The sequence below is a fragment of the Pseudomonas sp. GW821-FHT07E12 genome, assembly GCF_058986605.1.
The window spans coordinates 73,829-92,791 of the sequence record NZ_JBYSVX010000001.1 but is presented as its reverse complement, the minus strand read 5'-3'; the positions used below and the strand labels follow the sequence as shown (position 1 = coordinate 92,791).

Sequence of the window (18,963 nt, the reverse complement as noted above, 5' to 3'; positions counted from 1 at the left end):
TTATTGATTGCCACCCGCGCCTCCTGGCATAAGCCCCCCCTGGGCCAGTCAGCGTCGGCCTGACTCCTTATTGCGGTACGGTGTTGAAACGTGCGGACTGATGCTGTGGTGCGCGCTCAAGCACCGCGAGCGATTCACGTGCGATACGCTCGGCCTGCTCGATGGGACCGTCATGCAGCACGGTGCGATCCGGGCGCACCACCGCACACCACCCATAAGGCGCCGCATCGGGGACGAGCCGGTTGTCCAGGTCTTCGAAGGCATCACGACTGCGATGCACCGCCTCGCCGCGCTGACAGAACTGCACGAAGCTGCCGCCGTGCTGCCGCCAGCGCTCGGCCAGTCCGGCGCCGAGCCGTTCCTCCACCGGCAACCCGAACCCCACCAGCACAAGCCCATTGCCCAGGGCCTGGTCGCTGAGGATCACCTCGCCGTCGGCGGTGCGTACCAGTCCCTGCGCCAATAGGCCGCCACGCCGCAACCGTGGCGCGGTGCGGCCTTTGACGAACAGCCCTGCATCGAATCGGTTCTTGGGCTTTATGCCCAGTTCCTGGAAGAAGTCGCGCAGCCAGGGGGTGTGGGTGACCAGCCAAATCAACCCGTGTACCGCCGTCGCCCTGACGCGATTGCGCGGCATGACGATCTGGCCCATGACCTTGGCCAGCTTGATCATCTTCTCCGCGTGCGGACGGCGCTCCTGGTCGTAGCTGTCCAGGATTGCCGGTGCGGCTTTGCCCTGGACCACCCACGCCAGTTTCCAGGCCAGATTGGCGGCATCGCGCAGGCCCGCGACCAGCCCCTGACCGACGAATGGCGGTGTGATGTGGGCAGCGTCGCCGACCAGGAACACCCGCCCCCGACTGAAGCGTTCGCAGGAACGGGCATGGAAGCGGTACACCGCCTTGCGCTCGATCTTCAGGTCATGCTGCCCTTGTGACCAGGGCGCGAGCAGGCCGGCGATGGTTTCATCCTTCTCCATCTGCTCGCGGGTTTCGCCTGGTCGCAGCATGAACTCCCAGCGGATGCGGCCGCCTGGCGCGATCATGTGTGGCGTGGGTCGACGGGAGTCGCAGATGAACTCCACGTGGTCGAACGCGCCCGGCACATTCTGCGCATCCACGATCAACCAGTCCTCGGTATAGGTATGGCCGCCGAACCCCTGACCGATGACGTTACGAATGTGCGAACTGGCGCCATCAGCCCCGATCAGGTAGCGAGCGCGCACCGCTATCTGGCTGCCGTCGGCGAGCCTGAGGGTGGCGGTCACTGCATCGGCTCCGTCCACGAAATCCAGCATCTCGGTGCTGCTGAGTGCGGTGACGCTGGCCTGCGCCCCGACCTGGTCGCGAAGCGCCTGCTCCAGGTTCGGCTGGTAGAAGGTGACCAGCTTGGGCTGCCCGTCGATGCTGCCGCTGGTGTTGATGCAGGCGAACTGGCCCAGCAGCGGACAATGCATGCGCACGAATGGGATGGCGACCTTGTCGAAGGCGTCATCGCTCAGTCCGACCATCTGCAGGATACGCAGCGCCTCGTTGTCCAGAGCGATGGCGCGCGGCGCCATCAGGATGTCCGGTGCCTTGTCGATCACCAGCGTACGCACGCCGTAACGCCCCAGCAGTACGGCGATGGCAGCCCCGACCGGACCATAGCCGACCACGAGTGCATCGACCTCCCGCGGAATACACGAGGCGTCATCGATCTTCGGAATCGTCTCGTGCATGGTCAGGTCCTGGCGACGACGCGCTCTGCAGTGCGCGGCATCAGCTGCAGAAACAGAGGAAGAAAGCGCACTTTGCCTGGACGTACTTCCTCGACACCGGCAAGCACGCCGCGCACAGCCGCGTCAGCAACCGGCCCGGGAGCAAGCTTGGCCACCTTGCGATGCGCGACGGAGGGCGTGTCCACCACCGGTGGCAGCAACTCGGTGATGGTGATGCGCAGTGGCGCGAACTGGAGGCGCAACGACTTGCACAAACTGTGCAGCGCTGCCTTGGATGCCGAATAGACCGGGGCGCGGGTGGCCGGAGCCAGCGCGTATCCAGAACTCACCACGAGGATTGCGCCACCACCGTTGCGACGCAGTCCTGGCAAGAACTCGGCAATCAGGTTGATCGCCCCTTCGGTATTGCTGCGCAGCTCTGCGGTTACGTCCACCGAAGCCAGGTCCTCGCGAGTGAAATCGATCTCACGCAAGCCACCTGCATTGCTGACCAATAGCTGCAAGGTCGGGACTTCGGCAAATACTGTTTGGGCGAACGCGAGTACCGCTGCGCGGCTGGCGACATCGCAAACATGGGTTCTTACACCAGGCATTTCCGCTTCGATCGCGGCCAACTTGGCGCGGTCGCGACCGCAGGTGTATACGATCCATCCATCGGCATGCAGTCGGGCGACGATCGCCTTTCCGATGCCGGAAGAACCACCGCTGACCACGGCGGTGCGGGCGGAAACATTCATGAAATCTCTATCTCCATCGGCATGAGGTGCGCGGCAGTCACGGCAACCCGTCGTCAGTTCAAGGTGTAGAAGAACGGGTAGCGACCCAGCACCTGACCGGCGGCTACTGGCGAAGCGCTGGTATCGAGTTGCACCGATACGACCAGCCCTCTGGCCTTGTCATCGCTGACGCTCACTTCGCGAAAGCCGATGCTGGCCTCGCGCAGGGCCGTTTCCAGTGCGTCGTGGATCTCGCGGTAGCGCAGTTCCGGCTTGAAGATCTTGCCGACCGCAGTCAACGGCATCGCCTCGATGATGTGCACATGCTTCGGCATCGCAGCGCGCTCGCTGACCTGCTGCTTCAGGAATTCGAGCAGCTCGTCCTCGGTGACGGTCGCACCGGGCTTGAGCTGCGCATAGGCCACCGGCAGTTCACCGGCATGCACGTCGGGACGACCGACCGCCGCAGCGATCGCCACGGCCGGATGGCGATGCAGCGGTTCCTCGATCGCCAACGGATCGATGTTGTGGCCGCCGCGGATGATCAACTCCTTCTTGCGCCCGGTGAGCCAGAAGTAGCCATCGGCATCCTTGCGCGCCAAGTCACCGGTGTTGAGCCAGCGGCGATCGTCGCCACAATCGATCCATAGCCCTTCGTTCTGCTCGCAGATGCGATAGCCGACGAACACGTTGGGACCGGACACCGCCAGCGTGCCAACCTCATCGGTTCCGCAATCGCGCAGGTAGCGGCCGTCCTCGCCAAGCACCACCGTCTTCATCGCCTGGCATGGGATACGCAGACCGATCGAGCCGATCCGTCGTTCGCCCTGCGGCGGGTTGATGCTGCTGATGCAGGTGGCTTCGGTCAGCCCATAGCCTTCGAGGATCTTCAGCCCGGTCTGCTGCTGGAAATTGCGGAACACCTCCACCGACAACGGTGCCGCGCCACATAATCCGTACCGCAATGAACTGAGGTCATGCGAGCCGACGGGCACTTGCAGTAATGAGGCGTACAGCGTCGGCACACCACTGAAGAAGTTGATCCGGTGGTGCTCTACGATCTCCCAGAATCGCTTGACCACTCCTTCGCCCCGGTAGCCCTGCGGCGTACCCAGAATCACATGCGCACCCTTGCTGAATGGCAACAGCCCGGTGACCAGCACACCGTTGACGTGGAACAGCGGAAGACCACAGAACACGACGGTGTTCTGGCCAATCTCGTCACCGAAGAACTGCGCCGCGCTCCACGCGTTGGCGACCTCGTTGCCATGGCAGCGCATGGCGAGCTTCGGCACGCCGGTGGTGCCGCCCGTGCAGAAGTACGAGGAGATGTCCTCGGCGGAAAACACGCGGCCACTGTCCAGCCGATCGGGCTGCTTGCGGGCGATGGCGCGGTTGAGGTCGTGGACCGCGATCGATGCCGGCACCGCGCCACGCAGGCCCGCAAGGCCATGCAGGCGCACGATTTCGCGCCACTGTATGAAGCACGCCGCGAACCTTTTGGGCCCGCGCACGCGGTCGGGCAGGCTCACCAGCACCAAGTGCTGCAGCGAAGGAATCGAGTCCAGGTGTGGCTGCAGCTTGCGCCACAGATCGGTGCCGGGAAATGGTGCCAAGGTCACCAGCACGCTGGCACCAGCGGCGCGCAGCAATTCCGCCAGCGCCGCCCCTTCCAGCAGCGGGTTCAGCGCCGCGACGATGCCACTGGCCTGACCTCCCCAGATGACGAAATGAGTCTCGGGCAAGTTGGGCAGCACATAGGCAACCACCGTGTCCTTGTCCACGCCGATGCCGCGCAGGAAGTTCGCGGTTCGGTGGATCTGCGCAAGCAGTTGCTTGTAACTCCAGGTCTGCGGCCTGCCATGCTCGGCGGCGGTCAGGAAGAAGCTCAACGCCGGCCCCTCCGGATTCAGCGCCGCGCCGCGCCGGATCGCTTCGTAGGTGCTGGCTGGCAGGTCTGACGGCAGCCCGTACCGCTCATCCGCCTGGACGTCATGCAGCGACGCGATACCCAGCATGGCTCAGACCTCGGCCACGATGCGGTTGCGTTGCACGCCCAGGTCGACGCTGCCGTCGGTGCTGCGTATACGCGCCTCGACCACGTCGCCGGGCTTGAGGTACTGGGTGCGCTTGGCCTGGACGTTGAAGAAGATTTCCCATTTCTTCTTCTCCGGCAGCAACGCACCGAACCGCTGCTTGGCCGGCGATGGCACTGATAGCGCGCAGCCGGCTGGAGTGCCGGTGGCAAGCAGGTCGCCAGGCTCGAAGTCCTGCACGCTGGACAGTTCGGTCAAGGTCTCGGCCGGCCCGTACACCAGGTTGCTGGTGTTGTCGTCCTGGCGGAGTTCGCCGTTGACCCTGAGAGTGAGCTGGAGCCGCTTCAGCACCGCGATGCTGGAGGCATCCAGCAGGGTCAGCCACGGTCCGACCGGGCCGAAGGTGCGGAACGACTTGCCTTTGTAGAACTGGGTTTGCGGAATCTGTACGTCGCGGGCGGAGTAATCGTTGACGATCACTGCCCCGGCCACGTACTCATGCAAGTTGGCATCGGTTACCTGCACAGCGCCGCGGATGGCCTTGCGCATCACCAAGCCCAGCTCGATCTCATAGTCGAGGAACTGGACCTCACGCGGCTTGATTACGTCGGTGTTGGCCGGCGAGATGCAGCTGCGTGCCTTGGTGAAGACCATGTTGTATTTCTTCTGGTCCGGATTTATTCCCGACTCGATCATGTGTTGGCGGTAGTTGGCGCCCTGGCAGACAAACTGCTGGTTGCGCGTCACCGGCGAGAGCAGTTGCACCTGCGACAGATGCAGGGCCTCTCCCTGCAGTCCGGCCAACTCGGCCAGTGTGGTGCCGCCGATAAAGTCACCGGTGGTGGCGAACTCACCCGGCACCGGGGTAATCGTGGTGTCGCGGATGACGCCCCAGCCGATACGCTGGTCGTGTTCGTAACGGACGATGTTGATGGACATGGGAGAGACTCGCGGATCAGAGTGAGAAGAAGGCATCTCGGTCACGGGCAGGGCTTTGCGATTGCCGGGTTCGCGACGGCAACCTCTCAGGGCAAAGCCGCCGGGAGCGATTACCGCGCCGACCACGCCAGCCATGAGCAAACGCCGGCGGGACAGATTGGGCTGGGCCATACGCACGGCTGCACAGTTCAAGCAAACAGTCGGGCGAGCGTGACTAGCTTGCGTACGCTCAGGTCCGGGCTGCGAATCAGGTTGCGGACCAGGTGGTAGAGCGCGCGTGGTGTGAAACTGGGTTTCGTGAAGCTGTCGGGCATCGGCTGCCCCCATTGGGACATCGCCGCGCGGCTGACCTCGTGGTAACCCGTCGGGTGATTGGCAGTGAACAGGTCTCCGTCGCAGTAGTGCTCGTGCTTGGCGCCCCAGGGGTCCTGCCAGTAGTCGAAGATCTGGCTGCCGAGGATGTGGCGACCGATGCCCCAGGCGTGCTTCCAGCCCTTCTCGCGTAACAGGCGCTGGCCCATGCCGAGCGCATCGGCGTCGACCAGTTCGTAGGCGCTGTGGCTGTACAGCGGCATGAAGCCTTGGGCCATCGCCAGGGTGTGGTGGTCGGCGGGAATGTCGCCGAGATCGAGGCGGAAGAAGCACACCGCCGGCGAACCGTCCGGCAGCACCTGGACGTCGCTGGGGATCAGGCCCAGATGCTGGGTGTACCAGGCGCTGGTGGCCTGGTAATCGGCAACCTCCAGCACGACATGACCTAGGCGTACCACTTCCGGCGGACCGGCCGGCGGGCGCTGGGTGCGGTTGACGCGCAGCAACTCATCGGGCGAATTGAGCGGGAGCGCTGCTCGGCGTGGCAGTGGCGCGACCATCGCCCTGTCATGGACCACCTCGACCTTGAAGCCGGAAGGATCGGTGAGCACGACACACTCGCCCCATCCAGGATGAAGCGCCGGCTCGATCGCACTGGCACCGGGCAATCGCGCCAACGCCTCCAGGTCCGAGCGCTCGGCCACGGTGAAACCCATGCCGGCAAAACGCGCCCTGGCGGCCCTGTGTACGCGGTAGCAGTAAGGCGCGCTGGAAGTACCTCGCAGGTACAGCACCTGGTCCGAGCGCTTGGCGAGCTGCAGGCCGAAGTCGGTCAGGAACGCCTCGGTGCGCGCCAGATCCGGTCGTTCGAACACCAAGTAGGCCAGCGAGGTGACCTTGGCAGTCGGCGACGGGTGCCGGGAGGGGTGAGCGGTGGACAGTTCAATCATGGGTGTAACGGGCATGCGGCCGATTGGCGGCGGGTGATGTTGCGTCGCAACAATATTCGCCATTGTGTAATGATGCATCAGAACTGATAATAATGTCAATTGTGGAGGGAGGATGTTTATTGAGGGTTACAATGGCTAGGCGCGTGCCCTACCCGCTCCACTGAAAAACCCCCCGGTTCATCCCTGCCCCTATGCCCCCCGACTCATTGCGCCCTGCGCCGCCTCGCCCCTCCCAGGAAACCCCGCGCGAACCCCGCGGCGCCCGGCGCAAACGCGCCACGCTTGAGAAACTGGTTGAGGCGGCTTTCAAGCTCATGGCCGAGCGCGGCATGGATGCGGTGGCCATCAACCAGATCACTGAAGCAGCCGACGTCGGATTCGGCTCCTTCTACAACCACTTCGAATCGAAGGAGGCGATCTATGCGGCAGTGAACGAACGGGTGTTCGAGGAATTTGCCGACAGCCTCGATCGACTGCTCCAAGGTGTCGATGACCCCGCCGAAGTCGTAGCCGTCAGCATCCGGCATGCCGTGCTGCGCGCACGACACGAGCCGCTATGGGGAAAATTCCTGCTGCGCGAGGGCTTGTCACCACGGGTACTATCGCGAGGACTCGGGGTTCGGTTGTTGCGCGATATCCGAAGAGGTGTGAACGAAGGGCGCTTCAAGCTCTTCGATCCCCTCATGAGTTTCGTGGTCGTCGGTGCCGGCGTGCTAGGCGCCGTAGCCACGGAAGTCGAGGGGGACGCGATACGCTCGACTCAAGCGACGCAGCCCGGGCTGAACATGGAAAATGTGCCGGAGCGCATCGCAGCAATAGCACTCTTCAACCTCGGGCTCCCGATCGAAGAAGCAAGGCAGATTGCCCAACGCCCGCTGCCTGTCGCCGAGATGTGACGATTTGTGCCCGCATGCCTGACCTGCATGCGCGCCGTCAAAGAATCCGACTTATGGAGCAGCCTACGAGCAGGCGTACTGGCACATCTCCCGCATGCCAACTTGGTGAGCTGCGCTCCAGCCCTGCCCAAACCATCGACGTATGCCCATGGCTCGCGGTGTTGAAAGAAACAAAGCCGGCGTCAGCCGGCTTTGTTCTGCAACCTATCGCAATGGATGAACGGACCGCCTCAAAAAGTGGTTTTCACGGAGAGCAGGCTTTGCCGTGATCGGCGTGGAAACCCTTGGCTTTGGCGTCGCTCTCGCTCAGGTACTCGCCTTTCTTGGTCTTGCCATACCACTTGTCGTTCTGGCAGTGGTAGGTCCTGCTGCTGGTGTTGACCCACACCATGCCGGCGCCACCGCCTGCCGCCGCAACGGCGGCCGGAGCGGCAACTGGAGCAGCTGCCGGTCGCGGTGCCGGCGCCGGTGCCGCCGGAGTGGCCATCGGCGCTGCCATGGGAGCTGCTGCGGCAGGAGCAGCCGCAGGCGTTGAAGCCGCCGCTGGGGCTGCTGCTGTTGCGCTGTACCACTCTTTCACGCCCTGATGTCCTGAGCAGGCGCCACGTTTGGATGGTGTACTGGTATAGCTGCCATCCTTGCACTGACCGGTGGAGCCGGACGGCGCGGACGCCTGCTGTGCGTATACCACTGGACAGGCCAACAGGCAGGCTGCCACTACTGCGATCAAGCTAAACGATTTCATTTCGATCTCCTCCAGCACGCATTCAATCAACTGCCGTTCGCAAGACAGACCCGTTTCGTGCCGGGCCGTCCCGCGTCGCGTTGCCCGTGTCTGGTCGGAGAATGAACTGGCCAAGGCCGGGGCGACGCCTCCCAAGTACCACCGTGGCGGCACCTGCGGCGGCGACTATCGTTCAAGGCACGTAGCGGCCATGTGTAGCTGAGTGCAAGGCATACCCACCGGAGAGGCCGGCGGAAGAAGACCAGCCTGAATCGATCACCGACACTTTGTGAGATTCGCGTGAAAGATCGGTTTCCGGCGCTCTTTATGCCGCCAGCGCTGTCGACCGCATGTCCATTCGGCAGAAACCATGCCGCTCCTCGATCGATCGTTTGCCAAATGCCGGGATGATGTAAGAACCAGCGTCCTTCAATCGAAGCGTCACGACGCTCTGGTCCCCTTCAAGCACTTCCTGATCGCAGCAAGCTGCCGGGCGTTCAGATCGTCGCGATGCTGGTGAAGCAGCTCGAGAATCCGGGCATGCGCGGCGGTTGCCCGACGCTTCAGCTCCGCATTGGCTGCGCGCTCCAGGTCTACCAGCTCTTTCAGTGCTTGCTTGCGCATCGTGGGTGAACCAAGGCTCATCTGGGGCTCCGATCACTTGCAGGCTGAGTAGACCTGATCATCGAGCCACCGGGAAAGCTCGAATGTTCTGCGATGACCCGCCGCTTTCAATGCCTGATCGCGGTGGCGCTTTGCAGCCTCGCACCTGGTGTCATCGGCCACGATGGAAACGCGTGCGCCAACCGGTCCCGAACTGCCGCCGCCGTAGGTCTGCCGGGGCGTGTTACGCGCTTGAATCTCTCGCCTCGCAGCTTCCACTTGAGCGGCCTTGTGTGGATCGAATCGCTCCGGCGTGGCATCCCAGGCTTTCACCGTCTGCCCCGTGCAAGGGTCAGATTGATAGGATACCTTCTTGCCATCCATGCATTTATAGACTTGCTGCGCCGGTGCAGGGCCCGCGACAAGCGCGAGCAGTACAAACCATCGAATGTCCATGACTCCTCCCTGTCCCGCCGATGATAACGCGCCAGTTCGCGGCGGCGATATTCGATGGCGGATCAAGCCTTCTCATTGCAAGGGCCAATGCTATGGCACGTGACAACGGTCTGGAAGAATTGATCCACGACGAGCTCTCCTCAACACCCGGTGTTTCGGGAAAAGCCATGTTCGGTGGTTGGGCCTGGTTACTGGATGGCAACCTGCTGTGTGCCGCGCGCGATGACGGCATGCTCGCGCGTCTTGGCAAGAGAAATGAGGCCTGGGCGCTTCAAGTCCCAGGCGTCGTGCCCATGCTTTCTCGTGGTCGCATCATCCAGGGTTGGGTTCGATGCGGCCCGGAGGTGTATGGCGATGACACGCTCCGGAAAAAGCTACTTTCCCATGCCATCACGTTTGTGCGTTCGCCTCCGCAGAAATAAGCAGCATCAAGCCTCCATCGCTCCGCTACGTGGCCCGGCCTTCGATCAACCCGCACGTCCTGTGAGCTGCTGCGACGACCAGCCGCCGCCCAGCGCACGCGCCAATTGCACCGTCGCGCGTCGTTGCCGGGTGCTCAGATCCAGGGCATTGCGCCGTGCCTGCAGGCTGGCGGTCTGTGCGGTGACCACGTCCAGATAGCTCGCGGCGCCATCGCGGTAGCGATTGTTGGCCAGATCCAATGCCTGTTGCGATGCCGCTACGGCCGCGTTTTCGGCGGTTGCCGCTTCGCCGTAGCGATGCAGCAATGCGAGCTGATCCTCTACCTGTTGAAACGCCGCCAGCACCACGCCGCGGTAGGTATGCCCGGCTTCATCGAGCACCGCCTCGGCGTGTGCAACTTCGGCCTTGCGGCGGCCACCATCGAACAGGGTCGTCAGCAGCGCCGGCCCGATGGCCCAGAAATGGTTGGGCGCCGCGATGAAGTTGGCGAAGTCGTCGGTCTGGAATCCACCCAGTGCATTCAACGTCACACTGGGGAAGAACGCGGTGCGCGCGACACCGACGCTGGCGTTGGCGGCCGCGACACGTCGCTGCGCGGCAGCGATGTCGGGACGGCGCTGCAGCAGATCGGATGGCAAGCCCGTCGGCACTGTTGGCACCACGTCGGGTACGCTCTGCGGCGCTATCGAGAATGTGGAGGCGTTGTCACCCACCAGAGCGGCGATGGCGTGTTCGAGCACGGCGCGCTGCGCTTGCAGCTGATGCAGCTGCGAGCGCGCCGCTTCCAGTTGTGCCTGCGCCTGGGCGACGTCCAATCCAGAGGCGATGCCTGCTGTGTGACGCCGCGTGACCATGTCGGCGGCACGTGTGTAGGCAGCTTCGGTGTCATTCAACAGCGACAGCTCCTGATCGGCACCGCGCAATGAAATCATGCTGTCGGCCAATTGCGCTTCCAGCGAAAGCCGCGCCCCTGCCAGATCGGCCTGCGCGGCCTGCTCGCTGGCGACGCCGGCAGCGACCTGCTGACGCACCCTGCCCCACAGGTCCAGCTCGTACTGGAAATCCAGGCCCAATGTGGCGCTGTTGTACTCGTTGGGCGAGGTTGCACCGCGCAGGGGCCTGCGTTCGGACTGGCGGTCGCGCTCGCCTTCCAGCGATACATCCACGGTAGGCGCACGCGCGGCGCGCAGTACGCGGGTTGCCGCCTGCGCCTGCTGGTAACGCGCCAGTGCGCTGGCCAGATCGGGGCTGTTGGCGATGAGCCGCTGCTGCAGGCGATCCAGTTCCGGGTCCTGGTACTGCGTCCACCACGCATCCGACTGCAAGGCCGAGGACGCGCCCGCGCTGCCCGGCACGCTGGGCTGAGCCTCCTTATAGGCTGCTGCAGGCGCAACCTCGGGCAACGGCGCCTGCGCCATATGCGCGCAGGCGCTCAATGCCGCTGCCAGCACAGTCGCGGTGACCACGCGCATACGTTTCACTTCGCGGCCCCCTTCTGGTCGGTCGGGCTGCTGGCAGCGATGCGCACCGGATCGCCACTGCTGATGCCTTCCGGCGGGCTGTCGATCACGCGCTCGCCAGCCTTCAGCCCGTCGGCCAGTTCGACCACGTTGCCCAGATCGCGGGCGATGGTGATGCGGCGCAGTTGTGCATGTCCCTGTGCATCCACGATCGCGACCTGGGTGCCGTCCTTGCCGATGATCAGTGCGCTCGGCGGCAGGCCCAGATTCGCTGTTGCGTCCGTCGTCGAGGGCGAATCAAAGTTGACGGTGGCGAAGGCACCCGGCAGAAGCTCCCCGTTCGGGTTGTCCACCGACAACTGCACCAGCATGGCGCCCGAACCGACATCGATGGCCTGCGCCAACGACTGCACCGTAGCCTCGTAATGTTGTCCCGGCCGCTCAGGCACGCTGAGCTGCGCCTTGCCGCCGACGCGGATCGCCGCCACCTGCCGCTGCGGCACGCTCACGTACACACGCAGGCGGTGCGTATCGGACACCACGAACAACTCGCTGCCCGGGTTCATGCCGACATTGATCAGCGCGCCCACGTCGGTATTGCGGGTGGTGACGACACCATCGAACGGTGCGACCAGATGCTTGTACTGCTGCAGGGCCTGGGTGCGCTCGACATTGGCTTGCAGCGCCTTGACCTGCGATTGCTTGGCCTCGGCATCGGTCAAGCGATCCTCGGCGTCCTGGCGCGAAACCGAATCGCTGGCCAGCAGCGATTGCCAACGCCGCGCGGTGGCGGCGGCCTGGGTGGCCTCGCTGCGCGCACTCGCCAGTTCGGCCCTGGCCTGCGCCAGTTGCTGGTCCAGGTCCGGCGTTTCGATCTCGGCCAGCACCTGCCCGGCTTTCACCGGGCTGCCGATGTCCACGTTCCAGCGCTTCAGATAGCCACTGACGCGGGCGTAGATCGGCGCGCGCGACCAGGCTTCGATGCGTCCGGGCAATGCCAGCGCCATACCCGCCACTGGCGTTGGCGCGATCAATGCCACGGTCGGCGCGGATTGCACCGCGGCGCGGTCACGCAGTTGATCGGCCCGCGACCAGCGGCTGATCAGGCCGACGATCACGATGATCGCGGCGATACCGATCAGTACCAGCAGCGGCAGGCGTCGCCGCAAACGGGGGGATTCAGTGCGCATGTTCAAGAAACTCCAGGAGCGGGCAGCGGCTGCGTCGAGTCAGCGGAGCGAGGGGAAGTACGGCCGTGCACCAGGCTGAACAGCACCGGCACGAACACCAGGGTGGCGAAGGTGGCGAACAACAGACCGCCGATCACCGCGCGGCCCAGCGGCGCGTTCTGCTCGCCGCCCTCGCCGATGCCCAGCGCCATCGGCAACATGCCGATGATCATCGCCAGAGCGGTCATCAGCACCGGACGGAAGCGCACGAAACCGGCCTCCATCGCCGCGGCGGTGGCATCGCCGAGTTCGCTCAGGCGCTCGCGCGCGAAGCTGGTCACCAGCACGCTGTTGGCGGTGGCCACGCCCATGCACATGATCGCGCCGGTCAACGCCGGCACCGACAGCGTGGTGCCGGTGGCGAACAACATCCAGACGATGCCGGCCAACGCCGCCGACAGCGCCGAGACGATCACTGCCGGATCAAGCCAGGACTGGAAGTTCACCACGATCAGCAGATAGATCAGCACGATCGCGCCTAGCAGGCCGAAGAACAGGCCCGAGAACGCCTTGCCCATGGTGTCCACCTGCCCCATCAACTGCACCGACGAGCCACGCGGAACGTCGCCGGAGGTTTCGTCCAGCACCTTGCGGATGTCGGCGGCCACTGCGGCGAGGTCGCGGTCCTGGGTGGCGGCATGGATCTGCACCATCGGCTGGATGTTGTACTGGCTCACCAGCGCGCTGCCGGTGCCGCGCGCCAGGCTCGCCACCGCGCCCAGCGTCGTTTCCGCCGATCGGGAACCGTTGCCGACCGGCAGGTTGTTCAACGCTGCCAGCGAGTTCAATTCGTACTGCGGTGTCTGCATCACGATCGGATAGCTGACGCCGTTGGCCGGATTGAGCCAGAAGGTCGGTGCGACCTGGCTGCTGCCGGCAAGATTGACCACCAGGCTGCTGGTCACGTCACGCGTGGTCAGGCCCAGCTGCTGTGCCTGGGTTCGATCCAGCGTCACATCGAACACCGGCGCCTTGTTGGATTGCTGGATACGCGCGTCGGCCACGCCGGGGATGGCGCGGATACGCTTGAGCAACTGCTCGGCGTAGGTGTAGTTGGCCGCGATGTTGGCGCCGCGCACCTGGACATCAATCGGCGCCGGTGCGCCGAAGTTGAGGATCTGGCTGACGATATCGGCCGGCGGGAACGAGAAGGTCGTGTCCGGGAATTTCTGCGGCAGTACTTCCCGCAGCTTGCGTACGTACTCCGCACTTGGACGATGTCCCTCGCGCAAGGCGATCTGGAAATCGCCATCCTGCGAGCCCATCACGCCGGTGTTGTTGTAGGTCACGTTGGTCGGGCTGAGCGGCAGGCCGATGTTGTCCACCAGCGTCTCGATCTCGCTGCTCGGAATCACCTGACGGATTACCTGCTCGATACGTGCGAAGCGCACCGCGGTCTCCTCCACGCGCGTTCCCACCGGCACGCGCACGTGCATCAGCACCTGGCCGGAATCGACCGAGGGGAAGAAGTTCGCGCCCAGGAACGGCACCAACCCGAATGACAGCAGCACCGCCGCGACAAAGCCAATCAGGAAGCGCTTGCGATTGGCCAACGCCCACTGCAGCAGCACACGGTAGCGCTCGCGAAACCCTTCGAAGCGCGCCTCGAATCTACGCTGGAAACGCACCAGCGGATTGCGCGAGGGTGACGCCTGCTCATGGCCGTGTGCACCACTGCTCGGCGCATGCGGCTTGAGCAGGTACTTCGCCATCGTCGGCACCAGCGTGCGCGAGAGAATGAACGAGCAGACCATCGCGAAGATCACCGACATCGCCATCGGCACGAACAGGAAGCGCGACACGCCTTCCAGGAAGAACATCGGCACGAAGGCAATGCAGATGCACAGCAGCGACACGAACGCCGGCGTCACGATCTGCTGGGCGCCATCGATGATCGAGGACTCCACATCCTTGCCCTGCTCCAGGTGCCAGTTGACGTTCTCGATGGTCACCGTGGCATCGTCCACCAGGATGCCGATCGCCAGCGCCAGGCCGCCCAGGGTCATCAGGTTCATGGTCTGGCCGAGTGCCGACAGCGCCATGATCGAACCGAGGATCGATAACGGAATCGATACCGCGATGATCACCGTCGAGCGCCAGCTGCCGAGGAACAGCAGGATCATGATGCTGGTCAGCACCGCGGCGATCACGCCCTCCAAGGCCACACCCTTGACCGCCGCGCGCACGAACACAGATTGATCGTTGATCAGGGAAATCTTCAGCGCGTCCGGCAGGGAATCGCGCATGCCGGCAAGCTGGGTGCGGATGCCGTCGACGATCGCCAGGGTCGAGGCCGAGCCGTTCTTGAGCACGGTCATCAGCACCGAACGGCCGCCGTCGACATGGACGATATTGCTCTGCGGCGCATTGCCGTCACGCACGTTCGCCACATCGCCCAGGTACACCGTCGCACCGTTCACCACCCTGACCGGCAGCCTGGCCAGATCCTCCAGCGCAGAAGGCGCGCTATTGAGCCGCAATGTGTATTCCAGGCTGTCGATCTTCTGCGTACCGATCGGCGTCAGCACGTTGTGCGCGGCCAGCGCCGCGGCGATGTCCTGCGCCGACATGCCACGCGCCTGCAAGGCTTCCGGTTTGATGTCGATCTGCACCTGGCGCTGCTTGCCGCCATACGGCAGCGGCATCACCGCGCCGGGCACCGTGACCAACCGCGTGCGCACCGTGTTCATGCCGAGGTCGTACAGGTTCTGCTCGCTCAACCCCTTGCCGGAGAGCGCCAACTGCACGATCGGCACCGTGGCCGCGTTGTAGTTGAGGATCAACGGTGGATTGACGCCTGGCGGCATCTGGCTCAACAACGTCTGCGAGACCGCCGTCACCTGCGCGTTGGCGGTCGCCACGTCCACGCCCGGCTGGAAGAAGATCTTGACGATGCTGATGCCGGGATAGGTATTGGCCTCGATGTGCTCCACATCGTTGACGGTCGAACTCAAGGCGCGCTGGAACGGCGTGGAGATGCGCCCGGTCATCTGATCCGGTTGCAACCCGGTGTACTGCCAGGCCACCGCGATCACCGGGATCCGGATCTGCGGAAAGATATCGGTGGGTGTGCGCAGTGCCGCCATCAAACCACCGATCAGGATCAGCAATGCCAGCACAACGAAGGTGTATGGCCGTCGCAACGCGACGTGAACGACTTGCATCAGCATGGCAAGGTTCCAACGGGCATGGGCGACTCCGATTGCAGGAACAGAACGACCACCGGCATCGCAGCCGGTGGGAAAGCATCAATGCGGCAGGGAGATTTCGAACGCGACGAAGAGTCCATCCATCGCCGGGTGAAACGGACACCCGCCCGCTCATCACGATCCGGCGGACCAAGGCTCAGGCAGGAAGACAAGGGCATGCGGCCAATCTAGCGCGCGCCTGCACCTTTGATTAGCTGACATAATCTGAATACCACTATGAGGAAGGCTCATAAATGCGCCGAGAGAACTTCAACGACCTGCAGGCCTTCGTCATCGTGGCGCGGGAAGGAAGCTTCACGCGGGCGGCGGCGCAACTGGGCGTCACCCAATCGGCCCTCAGCCACACCATCCGGGCGCTGGAGACACGGCTGGGGATCCGCCTGCTGACACGCTCCACCCGCAGCGTTGCGCCTACCGAAGCAGGCGAACGATTGTTCCTGTCCATCGCGCCCCGCTTCGAGGAAATCGAGAGCGAGCTGTCCTCGATCGGCGAGCTGCGCGACAAACCCGCCGGCACCATCCGCATCACCACTGCCGAGCACGCCGCCAACAGCGTGCTGTGGCCCAAGCTGTCCAAGGTCCTGCCACAGTACCCGGACCTCAAGGTCGAGATCACCATCGATTACGGCCTGACCGACATCGTCGCGCAGCGCTACGACATCGGGGTTCGCCTGGGTTATCAGGTGGCCAAGGACATGATCGCGGTGCGGATCAGTCCGGACATGCGCATGGCCGTGGTGGCCAGCCCGGACTATTTCTCGCAACGAACGCCCCCGCAGACCCCGCGCGATCTGGCCCAACACAACTGCATCAACCTGCGTCTGCCCACCCATGGCGGCTTGCTGCCATGGGATTTCGAACAGGATGGCCGCGAGCTGAAAACCCAGGTCGATGGCCAGTGGGTGTTCAACGGTGCCACCCCGATCCTGCGTGCCGCACTAGCCGGTTGTGGCCTGGCCTTCCTTCCGGAAGACATGGTCAAGGAGCATCTCGCCGCCGGCCACCTGCAACGCGTGCTCGATGAGTGGTGCAAGCCGTTTCCTGGTTACTACATCTACTACCCCAATCGCCGCCAGTCATCGCGTGCGCTGGGCGTGGTGGTGGACGCGCTGCGCTATCACTCACCGGAGTGATTCGCACCGAGAGCGTGCCGCTGCAAAGTGCTCGACCTGCAGGCCTGCCCACTCATCGACATGAAAATAGCGCACCGGCTCGATCACTGCGAAAGCCGGTCGCCGCGACGGCGGTATCGAGCCCATCGGCAATCCGCGCAAGCGCTGCGAGCGGCTACGCCCGGAGCTGCTGGACGCAGGATGCCCTCATCTCACACCCGATAGCGCAGCGCCTTCACGAGTAGCGTGAAAGCTGGAGGCAGTTGGCGCCGATCAGGGTAGTAGAGGTGGTATCCCGAAAAAGGCGGGCACCAGTCGTCCAGGACACGGACCAGCTTCTTCTCCCTGACAAGCGGTTCGGCGATGTCCTCCATCACGCAGGCGAGCCCGATCCCTTCCACCGCCGCCGTCAGCACCATCGACATCTCGTTGAGGATGACGGGCCCCTCGACGCGGACATTCACGTCGTGGCCGTCCTTCCCGAACTCCCATACATACAGTCCACCTTTGGTCGGCAGGCGGATGTTGATGCATCGATGGTCCGTCAGATCATGCGGGGTTTGCGGTGGCGTTCGTTGCGAGAAATAGTCCGGGCTGGCCACCACGGCCATGCGCAAGTCCGGTCCGATGCGCACCGCGATCATGTCCTTGGCGATCTGCTCGCCCAGGCGGACACCCGCATCAAATCGGTCAGTGATGATGTCGGTCAGGTGAGCATCGACCGACAGCTCCACGGTCACATCGGGATACTCACCGAGCAAGCGACTTATCGCTGGCCAGAGGATGCGTTCGGCGGCGTGCTTGCTGGTGGTGATGCGAATCGTGCCCGAAGGTTTTTCCCTGAGCGCAGTGAGTGCGGCCAGTCGCGCATCGATATCGTCAAAGGCGGGGCGAAGTGCGTTGACCAACTGCTCGCCGGCGTCCGTCGGCGCGACGTTGCGGGTGGTACGGGTCAGCAGCTTCAGTCCCATGCCGGCTTCCAGGCGTCGCACGATCTGGCTGATCGCCGATTGCGACGTGCCGAGCTTGGCCGCGGCACGGGTGAAGCTGCGCGCCTCGGCAACCGCAAGGAAGACGGCCAGATCTCCTAACTCCTCCCGACGCATTCATAAGCTCCAGATATAACTTCAAGCACAACTTAGCAGCTAATAGCTAAGGCGCCCAGCTGATAGATTGATTTTTCCCCGGAACGACCCCGCGCAATGACGCTGCAGAGGGGGCCTTCCAAGAGCCCAGCAGCGGCCCCAGACCCAGGAGATATGAGATGGCGAATGATGTAGTGGTCGTGATCGGGGCCGGCGGCATAGGCCTGGCCATTGCTCGCCGGCAGGGTTTCGGCAAGACCCTCCTGTTCGCCGATTTCAACGAACAGACGCTTCAGGCCGCCGCCGAAAACTTGCAAGACGCCAGCTACACCGTCGCGACGCATCCCGTCGATGTGTCCTCACGCGCGTCGGTCCGGTCACTGGTCGATGCGGCAGCAGCGCTGGGCAAGGTTACCCAGGTCATCAATACCGCCGGGCTGTCGCCGAACATGGCCCCGCCCGAACGTGTTCTGGCCGTTGACCTGTACGGATCGGCCGTGGTTTTCGAAGAATTCGGGCGTGTCATCGCCCCCGGCGGCGCGGGGCTGATCATTTCCAGCATGGCCGGCCATATGCTGCCCGCACTGACGGCCGAGCAGGACCACGCGTTGGCGTTCACGCCCGCGGACGAACTGTTGAAGTTGCCGTTCCTTGCGCCGGATGCCGTCCCCAATTCCATGGTGGCCTACATGATGGCCAAACGCGCCAACCATCTTCGGGTACAGGCCGCAGCGATAAGCTGGGGCGAGCGCGGCGCTCGGGTGAACTCGATCAGCCCGGGGATCATTGCAACGCCGCTGGCGCAGCACGAATTGAACTCGGCCATCGGCGATGGCTACCGAGCGATGATTGCCGCCTCACCGGCCAAGCGCATGGCACCTCCCGACGAAATCGCGATCGCCGCCCACTATCTGCTGGGGCCCGACGCCGGCTTCATTACCGGCAGCGACTTGTTGATCGATGGTGGCGTAATCGCAGCGATGCGCGCAGGCAGGTTGCCTACACCAGGCTAAGTGTGGAATCGGCTCCCCCCGCTGTAGTCGCGGCACCTGCGCATCAGCCAATTACAGGAGCGCACCATGAAGAATCGTCT

The 18,963-nt window shown here is 63.9% G+C and carries 16 protein-coding genes and 1 pseudogene; 4 read left to right on the top strand and 13 right to left on the bottom strand.

The genetic code is table 11. The features are described 5' to 3' along the window. Positions 1–67: 67 nt before the first annotated feature. From AC3WJE_RS00430 to AC3WJE_RS00410, 5 genes are all read right to left on the bottom strand, one after another. Complete coding sequence (locus AC3WJE_RS00430) at positions 68–1,720, bottom strand: bifunctional 3-(3-hydroxy-phenyl)propionate/3-hydroxycinnamic acid hydroxylase (RefSeq protein ID WP_493728795.1); 1,653 nt, start codon at positions 1,718–1,720, stop codon at positions 68–70. 2 nt (positions 1,721–1,722) lie between these two features. After that, entirely contained in the window at positions 1,723–2,457 is a 735-nt protein-coding gene (locus AC3WJE_RS00425; protein ID WP_493728794.1) for an SDR family NAD(P)-dependent oxidoreductase, read from the bottom strand. A 53-nt stretch (positions 2,458–2,510) separates the two neighbouring features. Beyond that, complete coding sequence (locus AC3WJE_RS00420; protein ID WP_493728793.1) at positions 2,511–4,454, bottom strand: acyl-CoA synthetase; 1,944 nt, start codon at positions 4,452–4,454, stop codon at positions 2,511–2,513. A gap of 3 nt (positions 4,455–4,457) precedes the next feature. Next, complete coding sequence (locus tag AC3WJE_RS00415; RefSeq protein WP_493728792.1) at positions 4,458–5,411, bottom strand: fumarylacetoacetate hydrolase family protein; 954 nt, start codon at positions 5,409–5,411, stop codon at positions 4,458–4,460. Between the two features lie 188 nt (positions 5,412–5,599). Next, the gene (locus tag AC3WJE_RS00410) at positions 5,600–6,673 is read right to left on the bottom strand and encodes a VOC family protein (RefSeq protein WP_493728791.1); all 1,074 of its coding nucleotides are present in this window, start codon (positions 6,671–6,673) and stop codon (positions 5,600–5,602) included. Between the two features lie 191 nt (positions 6,674–6,864). Here AC3WJE_RS00410 and AC3WJE_RS00405 point away from each other — a divergent pair, with 191 nt between their 5' ends. Then, a complete protein-coding gene (locus AC3WJE_RS00405) occupies positions 6,865–7,569 on the top strand; it encodes a TetR/AcrR family transcriptional regulator (RefSeq protein ID WP_493728790.1) in 705 nt (234 codons plus the stop codon). Positions 7,570–7,813: 244 nt separating this feature from the next. Here the strand turns inward: AC3WJE_RS00405 and AC3WJE_RS00400 are convergent, their stop codons facing one another. From AC3WJE_RS00400 to AC3WJE_RS00385, 4 genes and pseudogenes are all read right to left on the bottom strand, one after another. Continuing rightward, positions 7,814–8,068 (bottom strand): hypothetical protein, encoded by a 255-nt coding sequence (locus AC3WJE_RS00400; protein WP_493729029.1) that lies wholly within the window; start codon positions 8,066–8,068, stop codon positions 7,814–7,816. A gap of 78 nt (positions 8,069–8,146) precedes the next feature. Beyond that, a pseudogene (locus tag AC3WJE_RS00395) lies at positions 8,147–8,314 on the bottom strand (DUF3761 domain-containing protein); the annotation flags it as partial. Positions 8,315–8,734: 420 nt separating this feature from the next. Continuing rightward, positions 8,735–8,938 carry a hypothetical protein gene (locus AC3WJE_RS00390; RefSeq protein ID WP_493728789.1) on the bottom strand — a complete coding sequence of 68 codons (204 nt, stop codon included), beginning with the start codon at positions 8,936–8,938 and terminating at the stop codon, positions 8,735–8,737. A 12-nt stretch (positions 8,939–8,950) separates the two neighbouring features. After that, a complete protein-coding gene (locus AC3WJE_RS00385) occupies positions 8,951–9,352 on the bottom strand; it encodes a hypothetical protein (RefSeq protein ID WP_493728788.1) in 402 nt (133 codons plus the stop codon). A gap of 92 nt (positions 9,353–9,444) precedes the next feature. On the opposite strand from AC3WJE_RS00385, the gene AC3WJE_RS00380 reads away from it, so the two are divergent. After that, entirely contained in the window at positions 9,445–9,774 is a 330-nt protein-coding gene (locus AC3WJE_RS00380; protein WP_493728787.1) for a TfoX/Sxy family protein, read from the top strand. Between the two features lie 45 nt (positions 9,775–9,819). Here the strand turns inward: AC3WJE_RS00380 and AC3WJE_RS00375 are convergent, their stop codons facing one another. Genes AC3WJE_RS00375 through AC3WJE_RS00365 form a run of 3 tightly spaced genes read right to left on the bottom strand, consistent with a single transcriptional unit; the run spans position 9,820 to position 15,631 of the window. Then, positions 9,820–11,247 (bottom strand): efflux transporter outer membrane subunit, encoded by a 1,428-nt coding sequence (locus AC3WJE_RS00375; RefSeq protein ID WP_493729015.1) that lies wholly within the window; start codon positions 11,245–11,247, stop codon positions 9,820–9,822. A 5-nt stretch (positions 11,248–11,252) separates the two neighbouring features. Further along, positions 11,253–12,425, bottom strand: coding sequence for an efflux RND transporter periplasmic adaptor subunit (locus AC3WJE_RS00370; RefSeq protein ID WP_493728786.1), 1,173 nt, complete (start codon positions 12,423–12,425; stop codon positions 11,253–11,255). Between the two features lie 2 nt (positions 12,426–12,427). After that, positions 12,428–15,631, bottom strand: a complete 3,204-nt coding sequence (locus AC3WJE_RS00365) for an efflux RND transporter permease subunit (RefSeq protein WP_493729014.1) — start codon at positions 15,629–15,631, stop codon at positions 12,428–12,430. A gap of 275 nt (positions 15,632–15,906) precedes the next feature. Here AC3WJE_RS00365 and AC3WJE_RS00360 point away from each other — a divergent pair, with 275 nt between their 5' ends. After that, positions 15,907–16,806: a LysR family transcriptional regulator gene (locus AC3WJE_RS00360; RefSeq protein WP_493728785.1), complete on the top strand. Its 900-nt coding sequence runs from the start codon at positions 15,907–15,909 to the stop codon at positions 16,804–16,806. 191 nt (positions 16,807–16,997) lie between these two features. On the opposite strand, the gene AC3WJE_RS00355 is transcribed toward AC3WJE_RS00360, so the two are convergent. Next, entirely contained in the window at positions 16,998–17,891 is an 894-nt protein-coding gene (locus AC3WJE_RS00355) for a LysR family transcriptional regulator (protein WP_493728784.1), read from the bottom strand. Positions 17,892–18,049: 158 nt separating this feature from the next. Here AC3WJE_RS00355 and AC3WJE_RS00350 point away from each other — a divergent pair, with 158 nt between their 5' ends. Then, positions 18,050–18,883, top strand: a complete 834-nt coding sequence (locus AC3WJE_RS00350) for an SDR family oxidoreductase (protein ID WP_493728783.1) — start codon at positions 18,050–18,052, stop codon at positions 18,881–18,883. Positions 18,884–18,963 lie beyond the last annotated feature (80 nt).

What these genes read in the sequence shown, in the direction of transcription:
- AC3WJE_RS00430 (WP_493728795.1), bottom strand. Translation starts at nt 1,720, where the DNA reads ATGCACGAGACGATTCCGAAGATCGATGACGCCTCGTGTATTCCGCGG.
- AC3WJE_RS00425 (WP_493728794.1), bottom strand. Translation starts at nt 2,457, where the DNA reads ATGAATGTTTCCGCCCGCACCGCCGTGGTCAGCGGTGGTTCTTCCGGC.
- AC3WJE_RS00420 (WP_493728793.1), bottom strand. Translation starts at nt 4,454, where the DNA reads ATGCTGGGTATCGCGTCGCTGCATGACGTCCAGGCGGATGAGCGGTAC.
- AC3WJE_RS00415 (WP_493728792.1), bottom strand. Translation starts at nt 5,411, where the DNA reads ATGTCCATCAACATCGTCCGTTACGAACACGACCAGCGTATCGGCTGG.
- AC3WJE_RS00410 (WP_493728791.1), bottom strand. Translation starts at nt 6,673, where the DNA reads ATGATTGAACTGTCCACCGCTCACCCCTCCCGGCACCCGTCGCCGACT.
- AC3WJE_RS00405 (WP_493728790.1), top strand. Translation starts at nt 6,865, where the DNA reads ATGCCCCCCGACTCATTGCGCCCTGCGCCGCCTCGCCCCTCCCAGGAA.
- AC3WJE_RS00400 (WP_493729029.1), bottom strand. Translation starts at nt 8,068, where the DNA reads ATGGCAGCGCCGATGGCCACTCCGGCGGCACCGGCGCCGGCACCGCGA.
- AC3WJE_RS00390 (WP_493728789.1), bottom strand. Translation starts at nt 8,938, where the DNA reads ATGAGCCTTGGTTCACCCACGATGCGCAAGCAAGCACTGAAAGAGCTG.
- AC3WJE_RS00385 (WP_493728788.1), bottom strand. Translation starts at nt 9,352, where the DNA reads ATGGACATTCGATGGTTTGTACTGCTCGCGCTTGTCGCGGGCCCTGCA.
- AC3WJE_RS00380 (WP_493728787.1), top strand. Translation starts at nt 9,445, where the DNA reads ATGGCACGTGACAACGGTCTGGAAGAATTGATCCACGACGAGCTCTCC.
- AC3WJE_RS00375 (WP_493729015.1), bottom strand. Translation starts at nt 11,247, where the DNA reads ATGCGCGTGGTCACCGCGACTGTGCTGGCAGCGGCATTGAGCGCCTGC.
- AC3WJE_RS00370 (WP_493728786.1), bottom strand. Translation starts at nt 12,425, where the DNA reads ATGCGCACTGAATCCCCCCGTTTGCGGCGACGCCTGCCGCTGCTGGTA.
- AC3WJE_RS00360 (WP_493728785.1), top strand. Translation starts at nt 15,907, where the DNA reads ATGCGCCGAGAGAACTTCAACGACCTGCAGGCCTTCGTCATCGTGGCG.
- AC3WJE_RS00355 (WP_493728784.1), bottom strand. Translation starts at nt 17,891, where the DNA reads ATGCGTCGGGAGGAGTTAGGAGATCTGGCCGTCTTCCTTGCGGTTGCC.
- AC3WJE_RS00350 (WP_493728783.1), top strand. Translation starts at nt 18,050, where the DNA reads ATGGCGAATGATGTAGTGGTCGTGATCGGGGCCGGCGGCATAGGCCTG.